This window comes from Nonomuraea purpurea, from assembly GCF_042650645.1.
GTDB classification, from domain to species: domain Bacteria; phylum Actinomycetota; class Actinomycetes; order Streptosporangiales; family Streptosporangiaceae; genus Nonomuraea; species Nonomuraea purpurea.
Genome location: NZ_JBHSBI010000012.1, coordinates 73,912 through 93,026, shown reverse-complemented (window position 1 = coordinate 93,026; position 19,115 = coordinate 73,912). Strand labels below are relative to the sequence as shown.

General features: G+C 70.4%; 21 protein-coding genes. 3 read left to right on the top strand and 18 right to left on the bottom strand.

Annotated elements, in window-relative coordinates; genetic code table 11:
- The first annotated feature begins 87 nt into the window (after window positions 1-87).
- Entirely contained in the window at window positions 88-849 is a 762-nt protein-coding gene (locus ACFOY2_RS24055) for an SDR family oxidoreductase (RefSeq protein ID WP_379530332.1), read from the top strand.
- A gap of 23 nt (window positions 850-872) precedes the next feature.
- Entirely contained in the window at window positions 873-1,079 is a 207-nt protein-coding gene (locus tag ACFOY2_RS24050; protein WP_379530531.1) for a nitroreductase/quinone reductase family protein, read from the top strand.
- Here ACFOY2_RS24050 and ACFOY2_RS24045 read toward each other — a convergent pair.
- On the bottom strand, window positions 1,046-2,353 hold the full coding sequence (locus tag ACFOY2_RS24045; RefSeq protein ID WP_379530331.1) for an aminotransferase class V-fold PLP-dependent enzyme: 1,308 nt from the start codon (window positions 2,351-2,353) through the stop codon (window positions 1,046-1,048). The genes ACFOY2_RS24050 and ACFOY2_RS24045 overlap by 34 nt on opposite strands.
- Window positions 2,354-2,394: 41 nt before the next feature.
- Window positions 2,395-3,426 (bottom strand): EAL domain-containing protein, encoded by a 1,032-nt coding sequence (locus tag ACFOY2_RS24040; protein WP_379530330.1) that lies wholly within the window; start codon window positions 3,424-3,426, stop codon window positions 2,395-2,397.
- A gap of 130 nt (window positions 3,427-3,556) precedes the next feature.
- Here ACFOY2_RS24040 and ACFOY2_RS24035 point away from each other — a divergent pair, with 130 nt between their 5' ends.
- Window positions 3,557-4,213, top strand: coding sequence for an acVLRF1 family peptidyl-tRNA hydrolase (locus ACFOY2_RS24035; protein ID WP_379530329.1), 657 nt, complete (start codon window positions 3,557-3,559; stop codon window positions 4,211-4,213).
- Between the two features lie 135 nt (window positions 4,214-4,348).
- On the opposite strand, the gene ACFOY2_RS24030 is transcribed toward ACFOY2_RS24035, so the two are convergent.
- The 16 genes from ACFOY2_RS24030 to ACFOY2_RS23955 form a co-directional block, all read right to left on the bottom strand.
- Window positions 4,349-4,954 carry a response regulator transcription factor gene (locus tag ACFOY2_RS24030; protein WP_379530530.1) on the bottom strand — a complete coding sequence of 202 codons (606 nt, stop codon included), beginning with the start codon at window positions 4,952-4,954 and terminating at the stop codon, window positions 4,349-4,351.
- Window positions 4,951-6,087: a sensor histidine kinase gene (locus ACFOY2_RS24025; protein ID WP_379530328.1), complete on the bottom strand. Its 1,137-nt coding sequence runs from the start codon at window positions 6,085-6,087 to the stop codon at window positions 4,951-4,953. The genes ACFOY2_RS24030 and ACFOY2_RS24025 overlap by 4 nt, the downstream gene beginning before the upstream one ends.
- The gene (locus ACFOY2_RS24020) at window positions 6,084-6,815 is read right to left on the bottom strand and encodes an ABC transporter permease (protein WP_379530327.1); all 732 of its coding nucleotides are present in this window, start codon (window positions 6,813-6,815) and stop codon (window positions 6,084-6,086) included. The genes ACFOY2_RS24025 and ACFOY2_RS24020 overlap by 4 nt, the downstream gene beginning before the upstream one ends.
- A complete protein-coding gene (locus tag ACFOY2_RS24015; protein ID WP_379530326.1) occupies window positions 6,816-7,700 on the bottom strand; it encodes an ABC transporter ATP-binding protein in 885 nt (294 codons plus the stop codon).
- 80 nt (window positions 7,701-7,780) lie between these two features.
- Window positions 7,781-8,626 carry an ATP phosphoribosyltransferase gene (gene hisG, locus ACFOY2_RS24010; protein WP_379530325.1) on the bottom strand — a complete coding sequence of 282 codons (846 nt, stop codon included), beginning with the start codon at window positions 8,624-8,626 and terminating at the stop codon, window positions 7,781-7,783.
- A 61-nt stretch (window positions 8,627-8,687) separates the two neighbouring features.
- Complete coding sequence (locus tag ACFOY2_RS24005) at window positions 8,688-8,951, bottom strand: phosphoribosyl-ATP diphosphatase (RefSeq protein WP_379530324.1); 264 nt, start codon at window positions 8,949-8,951, stop codon at window positions 8,688-8,690.
- Window positions 8,952-9,186: 235 nt separating this feature from the next.
- A complete protein-coding gene (locus ACFOY2_RS24000; RefSeq protein ID WP_379530323.1) occupies window positions 9,187-11,016 on the bottom strand; it encodes a DEAD/DEAH box helicase in 1,830 nt (609 codons plus the stop codon).
- Between the two features lie 301 nt (window positions 11,017-11,317).
- Window positions 11,318-11,680, bottom strand: coding sequence for a metal-sulfur cluster assembly factor (locus tag ACFOY2_RS23995; protein WP_379530322.1), 363 nt, complete (start codon window positions 11,678-11,680; stop codon window positions 11,318-11,320).
- Window positions 11,677-12,114 (bottom strand): Fe-S cluster assembly sulfur transfer protein SufU, encoded by a 438-nt coding sequence (gene sufU / locus ACFOY2_RS23990; RefSeq protein ID WP_379530321.1) that lies wholly within the window; start codon window positions 12,112-12,114, stop codon window positions 11,677-11,679. The genes ACFOY2_RS23995 and sufU overlap by 4 nt, the downstream gene beginning before the upstream one ends.
- A gap of 2 nt (window positions 12,115-12,116) precedes the next feature.
- Entirely contained in the window at window positions 12,117-13,373 is a 1,257-nt protein-coding gene (locus tag ACFOY2_RS23985; RefSeq protein WP_379530320.1) for a cysteine desulfurase, read from the bottom strand.
- Entirely contained in the window at window positions 13,370-14,116 is a 747-nt protein-coding gene (sufC, locus tag ACFOY2_RS23980; RefSeq protein WP_379530319.1) for a Fe-S cluster assembly ATPase SufC, read from the bottom strand. Before sufC ends, ACFOY2_RS23985 begins: the two co-directional genes overlap by 4 nt.
- A 4-nt stretch (window positions 14,117-14,120) precedes the next feature.
- A complete protein-coding gene (locus tag ACFOY2_RS23975; protein ID WP_379530318.1) occupies window positions 14,121-14,441 on the bottom strand; it encodes a non-heme iron oxygenase ferredoxin subunit in 321 nt (106 codons plus the stop codon).
- A complete protein-coding gene (gene sufD, locus ACFOY2_RS23970; RefSeq protein ID WP_379530317.1) occupies window positions 14,438-15,559 on the bottom strand; it encodes a Fe-S cluster assembly protein SufD in 1,122 nt (373 codons plus the stop codon). Before sufD ends, ACFOY2_RS23975 begins: the two co-directional genes overlap by 4 nt.
- Window positions 15,559-16,971, bottom strand: coding sequence for a Fe-S cluster assembly protein SufB (sufB, locus tag ACFOY2_RS23965; RefSeq protein ID WP_379530316.1), 1,413 nt, complete (start codon window positions 16,969-16,971; stop codon window positions 15,559-15,561). Before sufB ends, sufD begins: the two co-directional genes overlap by 1 nt.
- Complete coding sequence (locus tag ACFOY2_RS23960) at window positions 16,968-17,666, bottom strand: helix-turn-helix transcriptional regulator (RefSeq protein WP_357813110.1); 699 nt, start codon at window positions 17,664-17,666, stop codon at window positions 16,968-16,970. Before ACFOY2_RS23960 ends, sufB begins: the two co-directional genes overlap by 4 nt.
- 91 nt (window positions 17,667-17,757) lie before the next feature.
- The gene (locus ACFOY2_RS23955) at window positions 17,758-18,981 is read right to left on the bottom strand and encodes a multidrug effflux MFS transporter (protein WP_379530315.1); all 1,224 of its coding nucleotides are present in this window, start codon (window positions 18,979-18,981) and stop codon (window positions 17,758-17,760) included.
- Between the last annotated feature and the right edge of the window lie 134 nt (window positions 18,982-19,115).

Here is a 19,115-nt window from a genome sequence, read left to right as displayed (position 1 = left end):
CGAGCGAAAGTCTCTCAAAATTCCGCCGAAAGTCCCCTGAGGCACCGTGAAACCGCGCGAACAACTCTGAACGCAAGGACATCGATCATGACTCGATACGCAGGGAAGAAGGCCGTCGTCACCGGCGGGTCGCACGGCATGGGACTGGCCATCGCCAAGGCGCTGGTGCAAGAGGGCGCGCAGGTCGTGGTGACCGGCCGCAACGAGGCCACGCTGGCCTCGGCCCGCGCGAAACTGGGCGCGGCCGGGCACGCCGTGCGCTCCGACGCGGCCGGCCTGGCCGACATCGACGCCCTGGGCACACAGGTGGGCAGCACGCTCGGCCGGATCGACGCCCTGTTCGTCAACCACGGCATCGCCGAACTGGAGAGGCTGGAGCACGTGACGGAGGCGTCCTACGACCGCCACTTCGACATCAACGCCAAGGGCGCGTTCTTCACCGTGCAGCGGCTGGCGCCGTTCATCAACGACGGCGGCGCGATCGTCCTGACGACGGTCGCCAACGACCGCGTCTTCGGCGGCATGAGCGCCTACTCCGGCTCCAAGGAGGCGCTGCGGGCATTCGCCCAGGTCTGGGCAGCGGAGTTCCTGCCCAGGCGGATCCGGGTGAATTCCGTGGCGCCTGGGTTCATCAAGACGCCGACCATGGGCGTGGCGGGGCTGACCGACGAGGAGCGGGCCGCGTTCGAGAAGCAGGGGGATGAGATGACACCGCTGCGCCGCAACGGCACCGTCGAGGAGGTCGCCACGGCGGCGCTGTTCCTGGCCTTCGACGCGACCTTCACCACGAACATCGAGTTGGCCGTGGACGGCGGATTCGCTCAGGGCATCACCGCCGACGGACATTGACGTGACCGCGTGGAACGACGCCGCTGACAGCCCGGATCCGTCGGTGGCCAGAGCGGTTCGCCGCGCGGGCGCGCACCGCCGAAGGGCAGGAACGCGAGCGGTTGTGGCGGAAGATGACCACGTTGGCGCCGACCTATCTCACCTACCAGGCCAAGACCCAGGATCCCCGTGGTCGTACGGGAGCACCTGACCCGTTTCACACCAGGGCCGCCACCGCCTTGACCGCGTGATCCACCTGCTCGGGGGTGGTCACGATGCTTGTGCCGAACCGCAGCAGCGACGCGCTGTACGGCGTCACGCTCGTGACCACCTTCTGCTCGTGCAGCCGGCGTACCGCCTCGAACGGCGGCATGTCCCTGATCGAGCAGCACACCAGCCCGGCCGACAGCTCGGGCGCCTGCGGGGTGGCCAGCGTGACGTGCGGAATCTCCCGCAGACCCGCTTTGAGCCGGGTGGCCAGCTCCTGCGTACGCGCCCGCACCCGGTCCTTGCCGATCGCCGTCATGAACTCGAACGCCTGCGTCATCGCCCACCGGTGCTCGAACGCCTTGTAGCCGCCGGGCGTGACCAGTTCGGCCGTGCCGCGCCCCGGCGACCGGCTGCCCTGCCAGGCGTCGAACGCGGCCTGGCTGAAGCTCGGGATGATCGGCGCGAGGGCGTCCCAGGCCCTGCCCCACACGATGCCGGTGCCGCGCGGCCCGAACAGCCACTTGTGCGTGCCGCTGGCCAGGAAGTCACAGCCCAGGTCCGTCACGCCGTCGTCCATCGCGCCGAACCCGTGCACCCCGTCGACGCACAGCAGCGCCCTGTCCCGCTGGTCGCGGCCCTTGTTGGCCTCGGCCAGCATGCCGGCGATCGCGCGGACGGGCAGGCGCACGCCCGTACTGGAATGCACCCAGGTGATCGCCACCACCCTGGTCCGCGGGCCGAGCCCGTCCTTGATCGCCGAGACCATCCGGTCGGCGGAGGCCCGCGCCGGGTCGTCGTACAGTCTGACCCTGCGCACCTTCGCCCCCGTGCGCTCGGTGAGCAGGCGCAGGCCCTCGTGGGTGGCCAGGAAGTCGTGCTCGGTGGTCAGCACGTCCTGTCCTGGGCGCAGCCTCATGCCGGAGTAGAGCAGGCCCAGGCCCATCGTGGTGCTGTCGGTCAGCGCGATCGCGGTCGGGTCCGTGCCCAGGTAGCGGGCGGCGGCCTGGCGTACCGTCTGGTCGGGGTTGCCGCCGGGAGGGGTGTACTCGGGGTTGGCGTCCAGGGCGTCGCGGTGCGTCCTGATGGCCGCGCGGACCGGCGCGGGCGCAGGGGCCAGCACGAACGCCGCGAACTGCCCGAGGGCGGGGTCCAGGGCGAATTGGGCGCGGACGGACGCCCAGTCCTTGGGGTCAAGAGCCGGGACGCCCCGCGCCGGATTCGGCGGCGCGGCGGCCTCGTCCTTGGGGACGGCGCTGCACGCGCCCACCCCGGCCAGCATTCCCGCACCCAGGAGGGCACGTCTGTTCAGCCGCATGCCTCATTCCTATCCAGGAGCGGGCCCGGCCAGTCGCGGCCTCAGCCTTTCATCGCGGCCACCTGCCTGATCAGGTCGGAGACGCGGACGATGCCGAGGCACCGGTTCATCTCGTCGGTGACGACCAGGTCGTCGTAGACGCGGCCGGCGTCCCGGCCCGCGGCCTGCATGGCGGCGATCGCGGGGGTCGTCCGCGGGACCGTGCGGGGCGGGTCGGCCAGGCGCTGCGCGGGCTTGGAGCCGTGCAGGGCGTGGCCGTAGCGGGCCGCGAACGACAGCAGGAAGCGGCTGCGGTCCAGGCTGCCTTTGGGCCGCTGGAACTCGTCCACCAGGATCACGCTGGTGATCGTCGGCTCGTGCCCGAACGCCGCCATCGCCTCCTCCGCCTTGGCCTCCACCGGCAGCGTCACCGCCGGGATCAGCAACTCCTGCACGCGGGGGCCGAGCATGACCGTGGACGGCGACTCGTCGGCCACGGGGAGCGGGACCCGTACCTTGCCGTCGGGGCCGGGGGCCAGCAGCGGGCCGTGCGCGAGGCGTACACCCAGGCCCCTGGCCACCGCCACCTGCGGCTCGCGTTCCACGCCCGGAGCCATCACGTGCGCGCCGATGCCGCGCGCCAGCGTCACCACCGACCGCGCCACCGCGGCGGCCCGGTAGTCGCCGGGGATGCGGGTGACCAGTTCGGGGTCCAGGGCCAGCAGGTATGGGGCGGAGTCGGCGACCACGTCGAGTGTCACACCGCCGGTGGTGCCCACGTCGGCGAAGCCGATGAGGTAGCCGATCGTGCGCAGACTGTCGAGCCCCACCTTCAGCAGCGGCCGTTCCTGCTCTTGGCACGGTCCAGTGAGCAGCAGGATCGCCTCTCGCGGATGCCTGCCGGATCGTCGGAGCGCCTCGTGCAGCGGGGCCAGCGCGCCCGCGCCCGCGAGAACCACCCGGATGGGGAGTTCGAGCATCATGGGCAGGGGCGTCGCTTTGAGCGTGCCGGTGTTGTCCACCACGGCGGGGTGTGCGATGACAGCCCCGGTGTCGAGATCCACCATGGGGCTGGTGAGCAGGGAGGACGACACATGAAGATAATCCAGCCGCCACCAGGTGTTGCAGAAGTGGCAGCAAACAAAATTTACCGACATTTCGGCTTCGTGTAGCTCCGGCTCCCGCCGGGTACATCATCGGGTTGGCCGCGCTAGCCTTCGTGGCATGAGCGCAGCGCGTCCGGCCAAGGGCGGGGGCCGGTGGGTCACGGTGCCGCCGGAGCGCCTGCACCCGTGGATCGACGGCTTCGCCGACCGGCACGGGCCCTTCTCCGCCACCGGCGACTCCCGGGCCGTACGGCTGACGGCCGACGACGGGGCGCTGGCCGAGCTGCGCGTCCCCTTCCCGCCCATGGTGCCGGGGCCGCCGCACGTCACCCGGCTCGTCGCCCACGCGCAGGCGTCGCGGCGGGTGGGGGTGTTCCTGGTACGGCTCGGCGGGTACGCGGCCGGGGTCTTCGACGGGGCCACGCTGGTGGTGTCCAAGGTGGGCTCGCGGCTGGTGCAGGGGCGCACGGCGGCGGGCGGCTGGTCCCAGCAGCGCTTCGCCCGCAGGCGGCGCAACCAGGCGGGACAGGCCCTTGACGACGCGGTGGAGACCGCCCTGCGGGTGTTGTCCCCTTACCTGGGAGAGCTGGACGGGGTGGTGCTCGGCGGAGATCGGCGGGCGGTCGACGGCCTGCGCGCCGACCGGCGGCTGTCGCCGCTGCTGGCCCTGGAGACCGAGCCGTTCCTGGTGGTGCCCGATCCGAAGCTGGCGGTGCTGCGTGACACCCCGGCGACGTTCCGCGCCGTCCGCATCCACATCACCGACCCATCCTGAACCCGCTCCCCACACCCGCCCTCATGATCCCCGCGCCCGCCCCGCAGTCCCCGCCGCCCGCCCGTGGGTCCCGCGTTCGCCCGTGGGGCCGCCACGCGCCCGTCCCCTCTGAGTGCTTCTCGTGTCGTCGCGGGGTCACAGCCAGCCCTGGACCTTGGCGCGCTGCACGGCCTCGATCCGGTTGCGGGCGTGCGTCTTCTGGATGGCCGACGACAGGTAGTTGCGCACCGTCCCCTCCGACAGGTGCAGCCGCCCCGCGATGTCCCCGATCGTCGAGCCGTCGGCCGCGGCCTCCAGCACGTCGCGCTCGCGCGGCGACAGCGGGTTCGGTCCCGCGCTCAGCGCCGCCGCGGCCAGCCCCGGGTCGATGACCCGCTCCCCCGCCTGAACCCGCCTGATGGCCGCCGCCAGCTCTCTGGCCGGGCTGTCCTTCACCAGGAACGCCACGGCCCCCGCCTCCATGGCGGTGCGCAGGTAGCCGGGCCGCCCGAACGTGGTCAGGATCATCACCCGGCACCCCGGTACCCGGCCGATGATTTCGGCACAGGCGGTGAGCCCGTCCATGCCGGGCATCTCGATGTCGAGCAGCGCGATGTCGGGCCGGACCTCCGCCGCGACGGCGAGCGCCTCCTCGCCGTCGGCGGCCTCGCCCACGACCTCGATGTCAGGTTCGAGGCCCAGCAGGGACGCCAGCGCCCCGCGTACCATGCCCTGGTCCTCGGCCAGCATCACCCGGATCACGCGCACGCCTCCGCTCCGGCCGGGACCAGCACCCGCAGCAGGTGGCCGCCGCCCGGCGAGGGCCCCGCCGTCACGGCGCCGCCGGCTCCCGTCACCCGCTCGGTGAGGCCGCGCAGGCCGCTGCCCATCTCGTACGACCCCTCGCCGCCCTTCCCGTCGTCCACGATCTCCAAAGTGGCGCAGGCGGCGTCGGACGTCACCCTGATCTCGCAGGACGTGGCCCGCGCGTGCCGGACGACGTTGGTGGTGCCCTCGCGCACGGACCAGCCGAACAGCCCGTCGAGCAGGCCGGGCAGCGGCGTCCCCGAGACGCGCACCTCGGACCTGACCCCGGCCGCCCGCAGCACCGCCCTGGCGTTGTCGAGCTCCTCCGACAGGCTGCGCTGCCGGTAGCCGGTGACGGCCTCGCGCACCTCGGTCAGGGCCTTCCTGGCGACGGACTCGATGTCCTCGATCTCCTTTCGCGCCTGCGGGGACTGCTCGGCCAGCCGCCCGGCCAGCTCGCTCTTGAGCACGATCAGCGACAGGCTGTGGCCGAGGAGGTCGTGCAGGTCGCGGGCGATGCGCAGGCGCTCCTCGGTGGCAGCCAGCCGGGCCACCTCGCCCTGGGCCAGGCGGAGCTTGACGTTGAGCACCCTGCTGTTGCGCACGCTGATGAACAGCACACCGAGCGTCACCACCTGGAGGCACAGCACGATGATGGTCATGGGTTCGGTGCCGTGGATCACCCCCGCGCCGACGACGACGCCCAGGTTGGCGAGGTTGGCCCACACGGCCCAGTTGGCGGGCAGGGTGAACCCGTACAGGACGACGGTGTAGACGGGCAGACTGAGCCAGGAGCCGCCGAAGACGAGCGCGGCGCCCACCCCCAGTGCAGTGGTGAGCCCCAGCAGGGGGTAGGTCCAGCGGCCCCGTTCCAGGTAGCTCCTGGCGCTCAGCACCGTCGACATGAAGGAGGCCACGAAGGCCAGCAGCAGCGCGCCCGCCCAGACCGCCCTGACCCCGTTGAGCATGCCCACCATGATCTCGGCGAGGGGGAAGACCAGGTAGACCATGCCCACGGAGACGCCGAGCAAGCGCCGCTTCGGCGACGGATGCTCGCCGCCGAAGGTGATTCTGTCCGCGAAGCTCACTCCCGTACCGTAGCCCTGCGGTAGAGGTAGGCCGCCACTCCCCCCAGAACGAGCGCCCACCCGCCGACGACGGCCACGTCCGTCAGCGGCAGGCCGTGACCTGCGACGAGACTGTGCCCCATGTCGGCGTAGTGGAACGACGGCGTGACGTTCGCGACCGCCCGCAGGGTGTCCCCGAGGACCTCGGGCGGGAACCACAGCCCGCCGGCCAGCGCCAGCGCGAACATGCAGATCATCGCGACCGGCTGGGCGGCGTCGGCCGACAACAACGACCCGATGGCCAGGCCGAGCGCGACGAACGGCAGCGCCCCGAGCCACATCGTGAGCTCCAGCGGCACCCAGGTGCCCAGCGGAAGCTGCACACCCCGGATGACGGCGACCACGCTGACCAGCAGCAACCCGGGCAGCACCAGGAGCATCGCGGTGCAGATCTTCGTCACGATGATCATCCAGCCGGGCAGCGGGGTGATCTGGAGCTGACGCAGCCAGCCCGACCCCCGCTCGGCGGCCCAGGGGACGGCCGTGCTCATCAGGGACGAGGCCAGCGCCCCGTAGGCGGCCATCGACACCATCAGCAGGACGCTGTAGGAGACGCCCGAGGGATCGTTCTGCCCGCCGAAGGCACCGGCCATGATCAGGTAGAAGACGACGGGGAAGGCGATCACGAAGATGAGGTAGCGCCGGTTGCGCAGCATCCGCAGCGCCTCGGTCCTGGCGTAGTAGAGCATTCACGACTCCTTGGTCAAGGCGAGGAAGGCGGCTTCGAGGTCGGCGCCGGACAGCCGCAGCTCGCGTACGTCGAGCGTGGTGCCCCGGTAGAGCCCGGCGAGGGTGGCGTCGCTGTCGGCGGTGCGCAGGGTGACGGTGCCGTCGGCGACCTCCACGGCGCTCACCCCCGGCAGCCGGTCGAGCCCGGCCGAGGGCTGCTCGCCGATGAGGAAGCTGACGGTGTGGTCGCCCGCGCCCGCCTTGATCTCGGCCGCGGTGCCGTCGGCCGCCAGCCGGCCCCTGGCGATGACGATCACCCGGTCGGAGTGCTCGTCGGCCTCCTCCAGGTAGTGGGTGGCGAACAGCACGGTCCTGCCGCCGGCCGCGTAGTCGTGCATGCTGGCCCAGAACCGCAGCCGGGACTCCACGTCCATGGCCGAGGTCGGCTCGTCGAGCAGCAGGATCCGGGGCGCGCCCGCGACGGCCAGGGCGAACCTGACCCGCTGCGCCTGGCCGCCCGACAGCTTGTTCGCCCGCCGGCCTGCCAGGTCGGTCAGGTCGGCGAGTTCGAGGATCTGCCGCAGGTCGAGCGGGCGGGGGTAGAGGCGGCGGACGAGGTCGATGAGCTCCTTGACCGACAGTTCGGGGATGAGCGCCCCGTTCTGGAGCATGGCGCCCATCTCGCCGGCCTTGACGGCCTCGTCGGGGGTGCGGCCGTGGACGGCGACCGTGCCCCGGCTGGGCTTGAGCAGGCCGAGCAGCAGGTTGACGGAGGTCGACTTGCCGGCGCCGTTGGGGCCGAGCAGGGCCACGGTCTTGCCGGGCTCGATGGCGATCGACAAATCGTCGACGGCGAGCACGTCCCCGTAGTGCTTGCTGACGTGGTCGAACACGATGGCGTTCATGGAAGGAACGCTATGGCCGCCGTTTCTTCGCGGTTAGTGCGTTCCTTCCGGGGTTGACCATGACATTTGTCAGATCGGCGTCACAGGCGGCAGGCGTAGATGGCGGTGACCAGGATGGCCCTTGCGCCGATCTCCCAGAGCTGGTCCATGACCTGCTGGTGGCCCTTGCGCCGGACCATGGCCCGCACGGCGACCCAGCCCTCGCGGTGCAGCGGCGAGACCGTCGGCCCCTCCATGCCGGGCGTGAGCGCGATGGCCTCCTCGACGCTCTCGACGCGGATGTCGTAGTCCATCATCACGAAGTCGCGGGCGTGCACGACGCCCTGGAAGCGGCGGACGAGCTGGTCGACGCCCGGCGTGCCCGGAGTGCTCTGCTGCTTGATCAGCACGGCCTCCGAGCGCATGATCGGCTCGCCGAACACCTCCAGGCCGACGTTGCGCAGCGTGGTGCCGGTCTCGACGACGTCGGCCACGGCGTCGGCCACGCCGAGCCTGATGGCGGTCTCGACGGCGCCGTCCAGCTTGATCACCCGGGCGTCGACGCCCTGGTCGGAGAGGTACTTGTCGAGCAGGCCCACGTAAGAGGTGGCGACCCGGCGGCCGTTGAGGTCGTCGACGCAGGTCATCGCGCCGGCCGTGGTGGCCAGGCGGAAGGTGGAGCCGCCGAAACCGAGCGGCATGATCTCTTCGACCGGCGCGCCGGAGTCGATCAGCATGTCGCGGCCGGTGATGCCGACGTCGAGGGTGCCCTCTCCGACGTAGACGGCGATGTCGCGCGGGCGCAGGAAGAACAGCTCGCAGCCGTTGGCCTCGTCGACGACGACGAGCTCCTTGCTGTCTCTGCGGGGCCGGTAGCCGGCCTCTTTCAGCATGTTCTGGGCGGCTTCGCTGAGCGCGCCCTTGTTCGGTACTGCCAGACGCAGCATGTTCGGGTCCTTCAGTGTCTCGCTGTGGCTTCTCCAGGGCTGGTGGCGGGCGCCGGGCGCCCTAGAGATGCTTGTAGACCTGGTCGAGCCCGATGCCCTTGGCGATCATGAGCACCTGCACGTGGTACAGCAGCTGGGAGATCTCCTCGGCGGCCCTGTCGTCTGACTCGTACTCGGCGGCCATCCAGCTTTCGGCGGCCTCCTCGACGACCTTCTTGCCGATGGCATGGACGCCGGCGTCGAGCGCGGCCACGGTGCCCGAGCCCGCGGGCCTGGTCGTGGCCTTCTCTGACAGCTCGGAGAACAGCTCTTCGAAGGTCTTCATGGTCTCTCTCGTGGATTGGACGACGTGCCTGCTAAGCCTAGTCTGCGCGAGAGGGTGACGCCGACCTGCGTCCGCCACGCGAGACGGCGTCGACAAGAGTTCATCGCGGTGACTTCTTGGCCTGCGCAACGCTCTCCCGCGACCCCCGGACGCGCGGCTGCCCGCCGTCCCCAGGGGGCACGGCGGGCAGCAGGTCGGTCACCGGAAAACGGCAACTGGCGCAGCGGACAGGGGGTCAGCGCTCGTAGCGGCGGCCCGAGTTGCGTCGGTAGCCGCCGCCGTTGCCTCGCTCGTCGCCACGGCCGCCGCCGGAACGGAAGCCGTCGCGCGGTCCGCGGTCATCGGAGCGGACGCCGTCGCGCGGCCCACGGTCGTCCGGACGGTAGCCGTCGCGCGGCCCGCGGTCGGCCGAGAACGGGCGGCCGCGGTCGGAGCCGTACCGGCCGCCGCCGCGCTGGCCGCGGTCGTCCTGACGGTAGGGGCGGTCGTCGGAACGGTAGCCGCCGCCGCGCCGCCGGTCGTCGCCGAACGCGCGCGGCTCCTGCGAACGCCCGAACGGCCGCTCGCCCTCGGCGTGCCGACGCGGGCGACGGTCGTCGCCGGATCCCGACGGCCGCTCGCCGTCCTCGTGACGACGGGGACGGGCGTCGTCGCCCGACCGGTACGCCCGCTCGCCGTCCTCGTGACGGCGCGGACGCCGGTCATCGTCGTGACGACGGGGGCGGCGCTCGCCGTCGAAGTCGCGGCGCCCGCCGCGACGCCCGCCGCGGCGCTGCTCCTGGCCGCCCTCGCGGCGGGGCCGCAGCGGCTTGCGGACGTCAGGCTCCCAGACGGGGATGGCCTCGCCGCTGGGGATGCGGGCGCCGGTCACCTCGGCGAGCCTGGGGTGGCCGGGGGTGGCCTTCAGGCGGAACGGGTGGATGCCCGCCCGCCGGGTGAGGGCGTCGGTGGAGCGGCGCTCGTTGGGCAGCACCAGCGTGACGACGGTGCCCTTCTCGCCGGCGCGGGCCGTGCGGCCGCCCCGGTGCAGGTAGCTCTTGTGGTCCTGCGGCGGGTCGACGTGCAGCACCAGGCTGATGTTGTCGACGTGGATGCCGCGGGCCGCGACGTCGGTGCAGACCAGCACGTTGATGGCGCCCTCGCGGAACTCGGCGAGGATGCGGGTGCGCTGGTTCTGGCGCTTGCCGCCGTGCAGGCCGCCGGACTTGACGCCGACGCGGGCGAGCTGCTTGCAGAGCCGGTCGACGCCGTGCTGGGTGCGGACGAAGATGATCGTACGGCCCTCGCGGTTGGCGATCTCAGCCGTCACGTCGAACTTGTCGTCGCGCGTGACCTGCATCACGTGGTGCTCCATGGTGTCGACCGGCGAGGTCGCGGGGGCCACGGAGTGGGTGATCGGGTCCTTGAGGAAGCGCTGCACCAGCTTGTCGACGTCGCCGTCGAGCGTGGCCGAGAACAGCAGCCGCTGCCCGTCGGTCGGCGTCTGCGCGAGCAGGTCGGTGACGACGGGGAAGAAGCCGAGGTCGCACATGTGGTCGGCCTCGTCCAGGACGCTGACCTCGACGTCGGAGAGCGTGCACTCTCCCTGCCTGATCAGGTCGCCGAGGCGGCCGGGGGTGGCGATGACGATGTCGACGCCGCGCCGCAGCGCCTCGATCTGCTTGCCCATGGACATGCCGCCGACGACGACCTTCATGCGCAGGCCCAGGCCGCGGCCCAGCGGCTCGAGGGCGTCGTGCACCTGGAGGGCGAGCTCGCGGGTGGGGACGAGGATCATCGCGCGGGGGCGGCCGGGCGCGGGCCTCACGCCGGCGATGCGGGCCATGGTGGGCAGGCCGAAGGCGAGGGTCTTGCCGGAGCCTGTCTGGCCGCGGCCGAGCACGTCGTGGCCGACCAGCACGTCGGGGATGGTCGCGCTCTGGATGGGGAAGGGGCTGTCGATGCCCTGCTTGGCCAGCCCGGTGATGAGCGGCTTGGGCAGGCCGAGCAGCTCGAATTCCGAGGGACCTGGTTCGGGGGCGCCGGGGGTGCTCTCGTCGAACGAGGGCATGACAGCGTCAAGCATGGTCACGAAAGTCGTGCCTTTCCGTAGAAGTGGCACGTCACTTCTGCGAAAGGACGAGCCAGGGCGTGCGGTACGCGCCGCACATGTTCAGGACACCCGCCATGGGGACGGGGTGAAGAGGAGGGGGATACACCGGGCACCGGCCGCAGGCGATGCGAAACGCGCGATGAGACGTCAGGTGTTCCTAGTTACCAACGCCGGGATGTTATCGGATAATTCCCGGTCGGGTCCGGACCTTCCGCAACCCTCTATGGCACGCTGAAAGGCTGACGCCTTACGCCAGCCATAACAGCAGAAATGATCAGACGTTAAAGCCTAGCATACGGAGCTGCTCACGCCCCTCGTCGGTGATCTTGTCCGGCCCCCATGGCGGCAGCCAGACCCAGTTGATCTTGACGTCGGACACCATGCCGTCGAGCGCCGAGTGGGCCTGGTCCTCGATGACGTCCGTCAGCGGGCAGGCCGCGCTGGTCAGCGTCATGTCGATGGTGGCCACCGGCTGCTGACCGTCGCCGGCGGGGTCGAGGTTGAGCCCGTAGATCAGACCCAGGTCGACCACGTTGATGCCGAGCTCGGGGTCGACGACGTCCTTGAGCGCCTCCCATACCTCTTCGGCGGTCGCGTCACCGTCGAAGCCGGTAGGCGTCTCCACTGGCTTGCTCATCGAGCACTCCTCACAACAGCGTCCTTGTAGGCCATCCAGGAGAGCAACGCGCACTTGACACGCGCGGGGAACTTGGCGACGCCCGCGAACGCGACCGCGTCGCCGAGCACCTCCTCATCGGCCTCCACCTGTCCCCTGCCCTGCATGAGCCGGGTGAACTCGTCGACCACGGAGAGCGTCTCCTGGACCGTCGAGCCCGTGGTCAACTCGTGCAGCACCGAGGCCGCGGCCTGGCTGATCGAACAACCCTGTCCGTCGTAGGAGACGTCGAGGATCTTGCCGGCGTCGTCCACCTTGACCCTGAGCGTGATCTCGTCGCCGCACGTCGGGTTCACGTGGTGGACCTCGGTGTCGTACGGCTCACGAAGCCCCCGCCCCTGCGGGTGCTTGTAGTGCTCCAGGATCAGCTCCTGGTACATCGACTCGCCGATCATGGCTATGCGAACACCTTCTGAACGTGGTGGAGGCCGCGCACCAGGGCGTCGATCTCGCCCGTGGTGTTGTACAGGTAGAACGACGCCCTCGTGGTCGCCGGTATTCCGAACCGCAGGTGCAGCGGGCGCGCGCAGTGGTGACCGACGCGCACGGCGACGCCGAACTGGTCGTCAAGAATCTGCCCGACGTCGTGCGGGTGTATGCCCTCCAGGGTGAAGGAGACCGTGCCCCCGCGGCGCTCCAGCGAGTCGGGGCCGATGAAGCGCAGCGTGGGCACCTCGCGCAGGGCGTCGAGCGCGTAGGCCGTCAGCGTGCGCTCGTGCGCCTCGATGGCCTCCATGCCGACCTCGGTGAGGTAGTCGACGGCCGCGCCGAGCCCGATGGCCTCGACGATCGGCGGCGTGCCCGCCTCGAACTTGTGCGGCACCGGCGCGTACGTCGAGCGGTCCATCCAGACCGCCTCGATCATCTCGCCGCCGCCCAGGAACGGGGGCATGGCCTCCAGCAGCTCGGCCCGGCCCCACAGCACGCCGATGCCGGAGGGGCCGGCCATCTTGTGGCCGGTGAAGGCCACGAAGTCGGCGCCCAGCTCGGTGACGTTCACCGGGTGGTGCGGCACCGACTGCGACGCGTCGAGCATGATCAGCGCGCCGACCTCGTGCGCCCGCCCGGCCACCTCGGCGACCGGGTTGACGGTGCCGAGCACGTTGGACTGGTGGGCGATCGAGACGATCTTCGTCCGCTCGGTGATCAGGTCGGGCGTGTAGTCGAGCCGCCCGTCGTCGGTGACGCCGAACCACTTCAGCGTCGCGCCGGTGCGCTGCACGAGCAACTGCCACGGCACGATGTTGGAGTGGTGCTCCATCTCGGAGATGACGATCTCGTCGCCGGGGCCGAGGGTGAAGCGGGGGTCGGTGTTGGCGGGATTGCCGAAGGAGTAGGCGACCAGGTTGAGCGCCTCGGAGGCGTTCTTGGTGAAGATCACCTCGTCGCGCGACGGCGCCCCGACGAAGCCCGCGACCTTGTCGCGGGCGCCCTCGTAGGCGTCGGTCGACTCGGCGCCGAGCACGTGCATGGCCCGCCCGACGTTGCTGTAGTGCAACGCCAGGTGCTCACGCATGGTCTCGATGACCTGGTTGGGCTTCTGGGAGGAGTTGCCCGAATCGAGGTAGACGAGCGGGCGCCCGCCGGGCAGCTCGCGGGAGAAGACCGGGAAGTCCTTCCTGATCTTCTCCACATCGAAGCTGATGGAGCTCATGCAGACGCCTTCGTGTACTGCTCGTAGCCCTCGGCCTCAAGCTTCTCGGCCAGCTCAGGGCCGCCCTCCTCGACGATCCTGCCACCCGCGAAGACGTGCACGAAGTCGGGCTTCACGTAGCGCAGGATGCGGGTGTAGTGCGTGATCAGCAGCACGCCGGTCTCGCCGGAGGCGCGGAAGCGGTTGATGCCCTCCGACACCACGCGCAGCGCGTCGACGTCGAGGCCCGAGTCGGTCTCGTCGAGCACGGCGATCTTCGGCTTGAGCAGCTCGAGCTGGAGGATCTCGTGGCGCTTCTTCTCACCGCCGGAGAAGCCCTCGTTGAGGTTGCGCTGGGCGAAGGCCGAGTCGATGGCCAGGGCGTCCATGCCGTTCTTCAGGTCCTTGGCGAACTCGCGCAGCTTGGGCGCCTCGCCGCGGACGGCGGTGACGGCCGAGCGCAGGAAGTTGGACACCGACACGCCGGGGACCTCGACCGGGTACTGCATGGCCAGGAACAGACCGGCGCGGGCCCGCTCGTCGACCGACAGCTCCAGCAGGTCGACGCCGTCGAGCAGCACCTGCCCGCCGGTGATCGTGTACTTGGGGTGGCCGGCGATCGCGTAGGCGAGCGTCGACTTGCCCGAGCCGTTGGGGCCCATGATGGCGTGGGTCTGGCCGGACTGCACGGTCAGGTTGACGCCGCGCAGGATTTCCTTGTCCGCTACGGCGACGTGCAGGTCACGGATCTCTAGGGTGGACATGTGTTTATGACTCCTTCGAGAGCGAGACGAGGACGTCGTCGCCGTCGATCTTGACTGTGTAGACGTTCACGGGCTTGGTCGCGGGCGGGCCTGTCGGCTTGCCGCTGCGCACGTCGAAGCACGAGCCGTGCAGCCAGCACTCCAGCGTGCCGTCGTAGACCTCGCCTTCGCTGAGCTTCACCTCGGCGTGCGAGCAGACGTCGTGCAGCGCGTAGACGTCGCCGCCCTTGCGCACGAGCGCGACCGGGGTCTCGCCGACCTCCACGCCGATGACGCCCCCGTCGGGGATGTCATCGAGCTTGCACACCTTCTCGAACTCACTCATCGGGAGAGCTCCGCCTCCACGGCGCCGAGGACGCGCTCGCGGATCTCCTCGATCTCGATCTTCTCGATCAGCTGGCCGAGGAAGCCCCTGACGACCAGGCGGCGTGCCTCGTCGTAGGGGATGCCGCGGGCCTGGAGGTAGAAGATGTGCTCGTCGTCGAGGCGGCCGGAGGCGGAGGCGTGCCCCGCTCCCGCGACCTCGCCGGTGAGGATCTCCAGGTTGGGCACCGAGTCGGCGCGGGCGCCGTCGGTGAGGAGCAGGTTGCGGTTGAGCTCGTAGGTGTCGGTGCCCTCTGCCTCGACCCTGATGATCACGTCGCCGATCCAGACCGCGTGGGCCTCCTCGCCCTGCAGCGCGCCCCGGTAGTCGACGTTGCTCTTGCAGTTGGGCTGCGAGTGGTCGACCAGCAGGCGGTGCTCCAGGTGCTGGCCGGCGTCCACGAAGTAGACGCCCGACAGGTCGGCGTCGCCGCCGGGAGCGGTGTAGGACACGCTGGGCGACAGGCGTACGAGGTCGCCGCCGAGCGTGGCCACGAAGCTGCGGAAGGTGGCGTCCTTGGCGAGCTGGGCGTGGTGGTGGGAGACGTGGACCGCGTCGTCCTCCCAGTCCTGCAGGCTGACGACCCGCAGCGAGGCGCCGTCGCCGACGACGAACTCGATGTTGTCGGCGTAGACCGCGCTGCCCTTGTGGTCGAGCACGAGCACGGCCTCGGCCATCGGCTCGACCGCGACCACGATGTGGCCGTAGGTCGCGCCGTCGCCGGAGCCGGTGAGCGTCAGGACGGTCGGCTTGGAGGTGACGGCCTCGCGCGGCACCGTGATCACGGTGGCCTTCTCGAAGCTGTTCCACGCCTGCGCGCTGACCCGGTCGGCCGGCGTGTACGCCTTGCCGAGGCGCGGGTCGTCGCGGCCCACGGTCTCGACGGTGACCTCGGGGGCGGCGTCGACGTCGACGCGCACGTGGCCCACGGGCTCGGCCTTGCCGTTGTGCAGGCCCTTCAGGCGCGAGAGCGGCGTGAAGCGCCACGCCTCCTCGCGCCCGGTCGGGACCTCGAAGTCGTCCAGTGCGTAGGACGCCTTCTCGTGCAGAGTCGACAGGGGCTTCTCGTTCAGGCCCATCAGCCGACGGCTCCTTCCATCTGCAGCTCGATCAGCCGGTTCAGCTCGAGCGCGTACTCCATCGGCAGCTCACGGGCGATCGGCTCCACGAAGCCGCGCACGATCATCGCCATCGCCTCGTCCTCGTCGAGCCCGCGGCTCATGAGGTAGAAGAGCTGGTCCTCGCTGACCTTGGAGACCGTGGCCTCGTGGCCCATCGAGACGTCGTCCTCGCGGACGTCGACGTAGGGGTAGGTGTCGGAGCGGCTGATCTGGTCGACCAGGAGCGCGTCGCACTTGACGGTGCTGGCGCTGCCGTGGGCGCCCTCCTCGATCTGCACCAGCCCTCGGTAGGAGGTGCGGCCGCCGCCGCGCGCCACCGACTTGGAGATGACGCTGGAGCTGGTGTTGGGCGCCAGGTGCACCATCTTGGAGCCGGCGTCCTGGTGCTGGCCCTCGCCGGCGAACGCGACGCTCAGCGTCTCGCCCTTGGCGTGCTCGCCCATGAGGTAGACGGCCGGGTACTTCATCGTGACCTTGGAGCCGATGTTGCCGTCGATCCACTCCATGGTGGCGCCCTCGTAGGCGACGGCGCGCTTGGTGACCAGGTTGTAGACGTTGTTGGACCAGTTCTGGATGGTCGTGTAACGGCAGCGGGCGTTCTTCTTCACGATGATCTCGACGACGGCGCTGTGCAGCGAGTCGGAGGAGTAGATCGGCGCGGTGCAGCCCTCGACGTAGTGGACGTAGGAGTTCTCGTCCACGATGATCAGGGTGCGCTCGAACTGGCCCATGTTCTCGGTGTTGATCCGGAAGTAGGCCTGCAGCGGGATCTCGACCTCGACGTTCGGCGGCACGTAGATGAACGAGCCACCGGACCACACGGAGGTGTTGAGCGCGGCGAACTTGTTGTCGCCCACGGGGATGACGGAGCCGAAGTACTCCTTGAAGAGCTCTTCGTGCTCCTTCAGGCCCGTGTCGGTGTCGACGAAGATGACGCCCTTCTCCTCAAGGTCCTCACGGATCTTGTGGTAGACGACCTCGGACTCGTACTGGGCGGCGACACCGGCGATGAGGCGCTGCTTCTCCGCCTCGGGGATGCCGAGCTTGTCGTAGGTGTTCTTGATGTCGGCGGGCAGCTCGTCCCAGGAAGCGGCCTGCTTCTCGGTGGAGCGCACGAAGTACTTGATGTTGTCGAAGTCGATGTCCGTGAGGTCGGAACCCCAGGTGGGCAGCGGCTTCTTGTCGAACAGGCGGAGGCCCTTCAGGCGAAGGTCGAGCATCCACTCCGGCTCGTTCTTGAGCCCGGAGATGTTGCGGACGACCTCCTCGGACAGGCCTCTCTTGGCCGCCGCGCCCGCGGCATCCGGGTCGGCCCAGCCGAACTTGTAATTCCCGAGGCCTTCCAGCTCCGGGCGGTCGGTGACAGTCACCTTCCGGTCTCCTTGCTCTTGTCTCTATGTGCGGATTCGCCCAGACTCTGTGGGCTCACGTGTGTCGTGCAGACCCCGTCGCCGTGCGCGATCGTGGCCAGGCGCTGCACCGGGGTGCCGAGCAGTTGCGCGAACGCCTCCGTCTCGGCCTCGCACAGCTGCGGGAACTCCGCGGCCGCGTGGGCCACCGGGCAGTGGTGCTGGCAGAGTTGGTCGCCGCCCGACTTGGCCTTGCTGGCCGAGGCGGCGTACCCCTCCGCCGACAGCGCCTGCGCCAGCACCTGCACGCGCTGGTCGGCCGGCACCGTCCGCATGACCGGCTCCAGCCGCTTGAGCAGGCCCGAGACCTGCGAGCGGGCGAAGTCGGCCACCGCTTCGTCTCCCATGCGCTCGGCCAGGAAGCGCAGCGCGCTCCCGGCCAGGTCGTCATAGGCGTGCTCGAAGGCACTGCGCCCCGCGTCGGTGATCGCGAACAGCTTGGCGGGGCGTCCGCGTCCGCGCTGGCCGCGCGGGCGAACCGTGCGCGGCTCGATCATCCCTTCGGCCAGCAACGCGTCGAGGTGCCGGCGGACGGCGGCGGACGTGAGCCCGAGCCGCTCGCCCAGCGCCGCGGCCGCGACGGGGCCATGCTCAAGAATCAGCCTGGCCACACGGGCGCGGGTGCCGCGCTCGCTGCCTGGCTCCATCGTGGGCATGTTTTTCACAACATCAGTGTGCCGTAATTCCTTCCCGGTTCACAAATGGATCCGACCAGGCCGGGAATGGAATTTCTCACGCAGGGTAGCCTTACCTAACTTTTGCGAGGATGGCGAAGACGGCCGTCGCGCACAGGATGAGGCCCAGCATCACAGAGGCCATCGGCACGGCGCTACCGGAACCGGCGAGCCCGACCAGCGGGGCGGCCAGGGCGCCCAGCGCGAACTGCAGCACGCCCAGCAGGGCCGAGGCGCTGCCGGCCACCTGGGCGGGCTGCGAGGCCAGCGCCAGGGCGCCGGTGCCGGGCAGGACCAGGCCCTGGCCCAGCATGATGACGACCAGGCCGCCCACGATGCCCCACAGGCCGAGCCCGCTGAGCGCGGCGGTCATCAGCAGCCCGGCGCCGACCACGGCGGTGACGAGCCCGACACGCACCAGCAGGATCGGCGGCACCCGGCCCGCCAGCCGGCCGCCGACCTGGGCCATGACGGTCAGAGCCAGGGCGTTGAGCCCGAAGATGAGCGAGTACTGCTGGGGCGTGGCGCCGTACACCTCCTGCAGGACGAACGGCGAGCCGGAGATGTAGCCGAACATCGCCGCGAAGGCCAGCCCGGCGGTCAGGGCGCAGCCCATGAACGCGCGGTCGCGCAGGAGCTTGCCGAACGTGGCCACGGTGTGCTTGAGCCCGCCGCTCTCGCGCTGGCCGGCGGGCAGCGTCTCGCGCACGCCGCCCAGCACCGCCAGCAGCAGCACCAGGCCCGCCACGCTGAGCGCCACGAACACGCCCCGCCACGAGGTGAACGACAGCAGTTGCGCCCCCGCGATGGGCGCCAGGATCGGCGCAAGACCGCTGACGAGCATGAGCGTGGCGAAGATGCGGGCGATGGCGGCGCCGTCGTAGAGGTCGCGGACCACGGCCCGCACGATCACCAGGGCCGCGCCGCCCAGCACGCCCTGCAGCAGGCGGAAGGCGATGAGCATCGGCACCGAGGGGGCGAAGGCGCACAGCAGCGAGGCCGCCATGAACCCGGCCACACCCACGATCAGCGGCACCCTCCTGCCGCGCACGTCGCTCACCGGCCCCGCGATCACCTGGCCGACGGAGACGCCGATGAGGCAGGCGGTCAGGGTGAGCTGGACCTGGGCAGGGGCGCTGAGCATCTCGGAGGTGATGGCGGGCAGCGCGGGGAGGTACATGTCGATGGACAGCGGCCCGATCGCCGACAGGGCGCCCAGGATCAGCAGAAGCAGTCCGCGGCGGTTCGTCTGTTCTTGTGGTCGGACGGCGGTGGACGTGGCTTCGGCCACGGACATGCGTGATCCCCTCTCCCTCGTAGGCCGGTGGCCCACGAGGGCCGAGAGATCAAACCAGGATGGGGTCCTCCTAATTCCCGGTTATCAGATATTTCCGCCGATTTCGCGAAGTTGTATGACGAACGCCGCGCGGG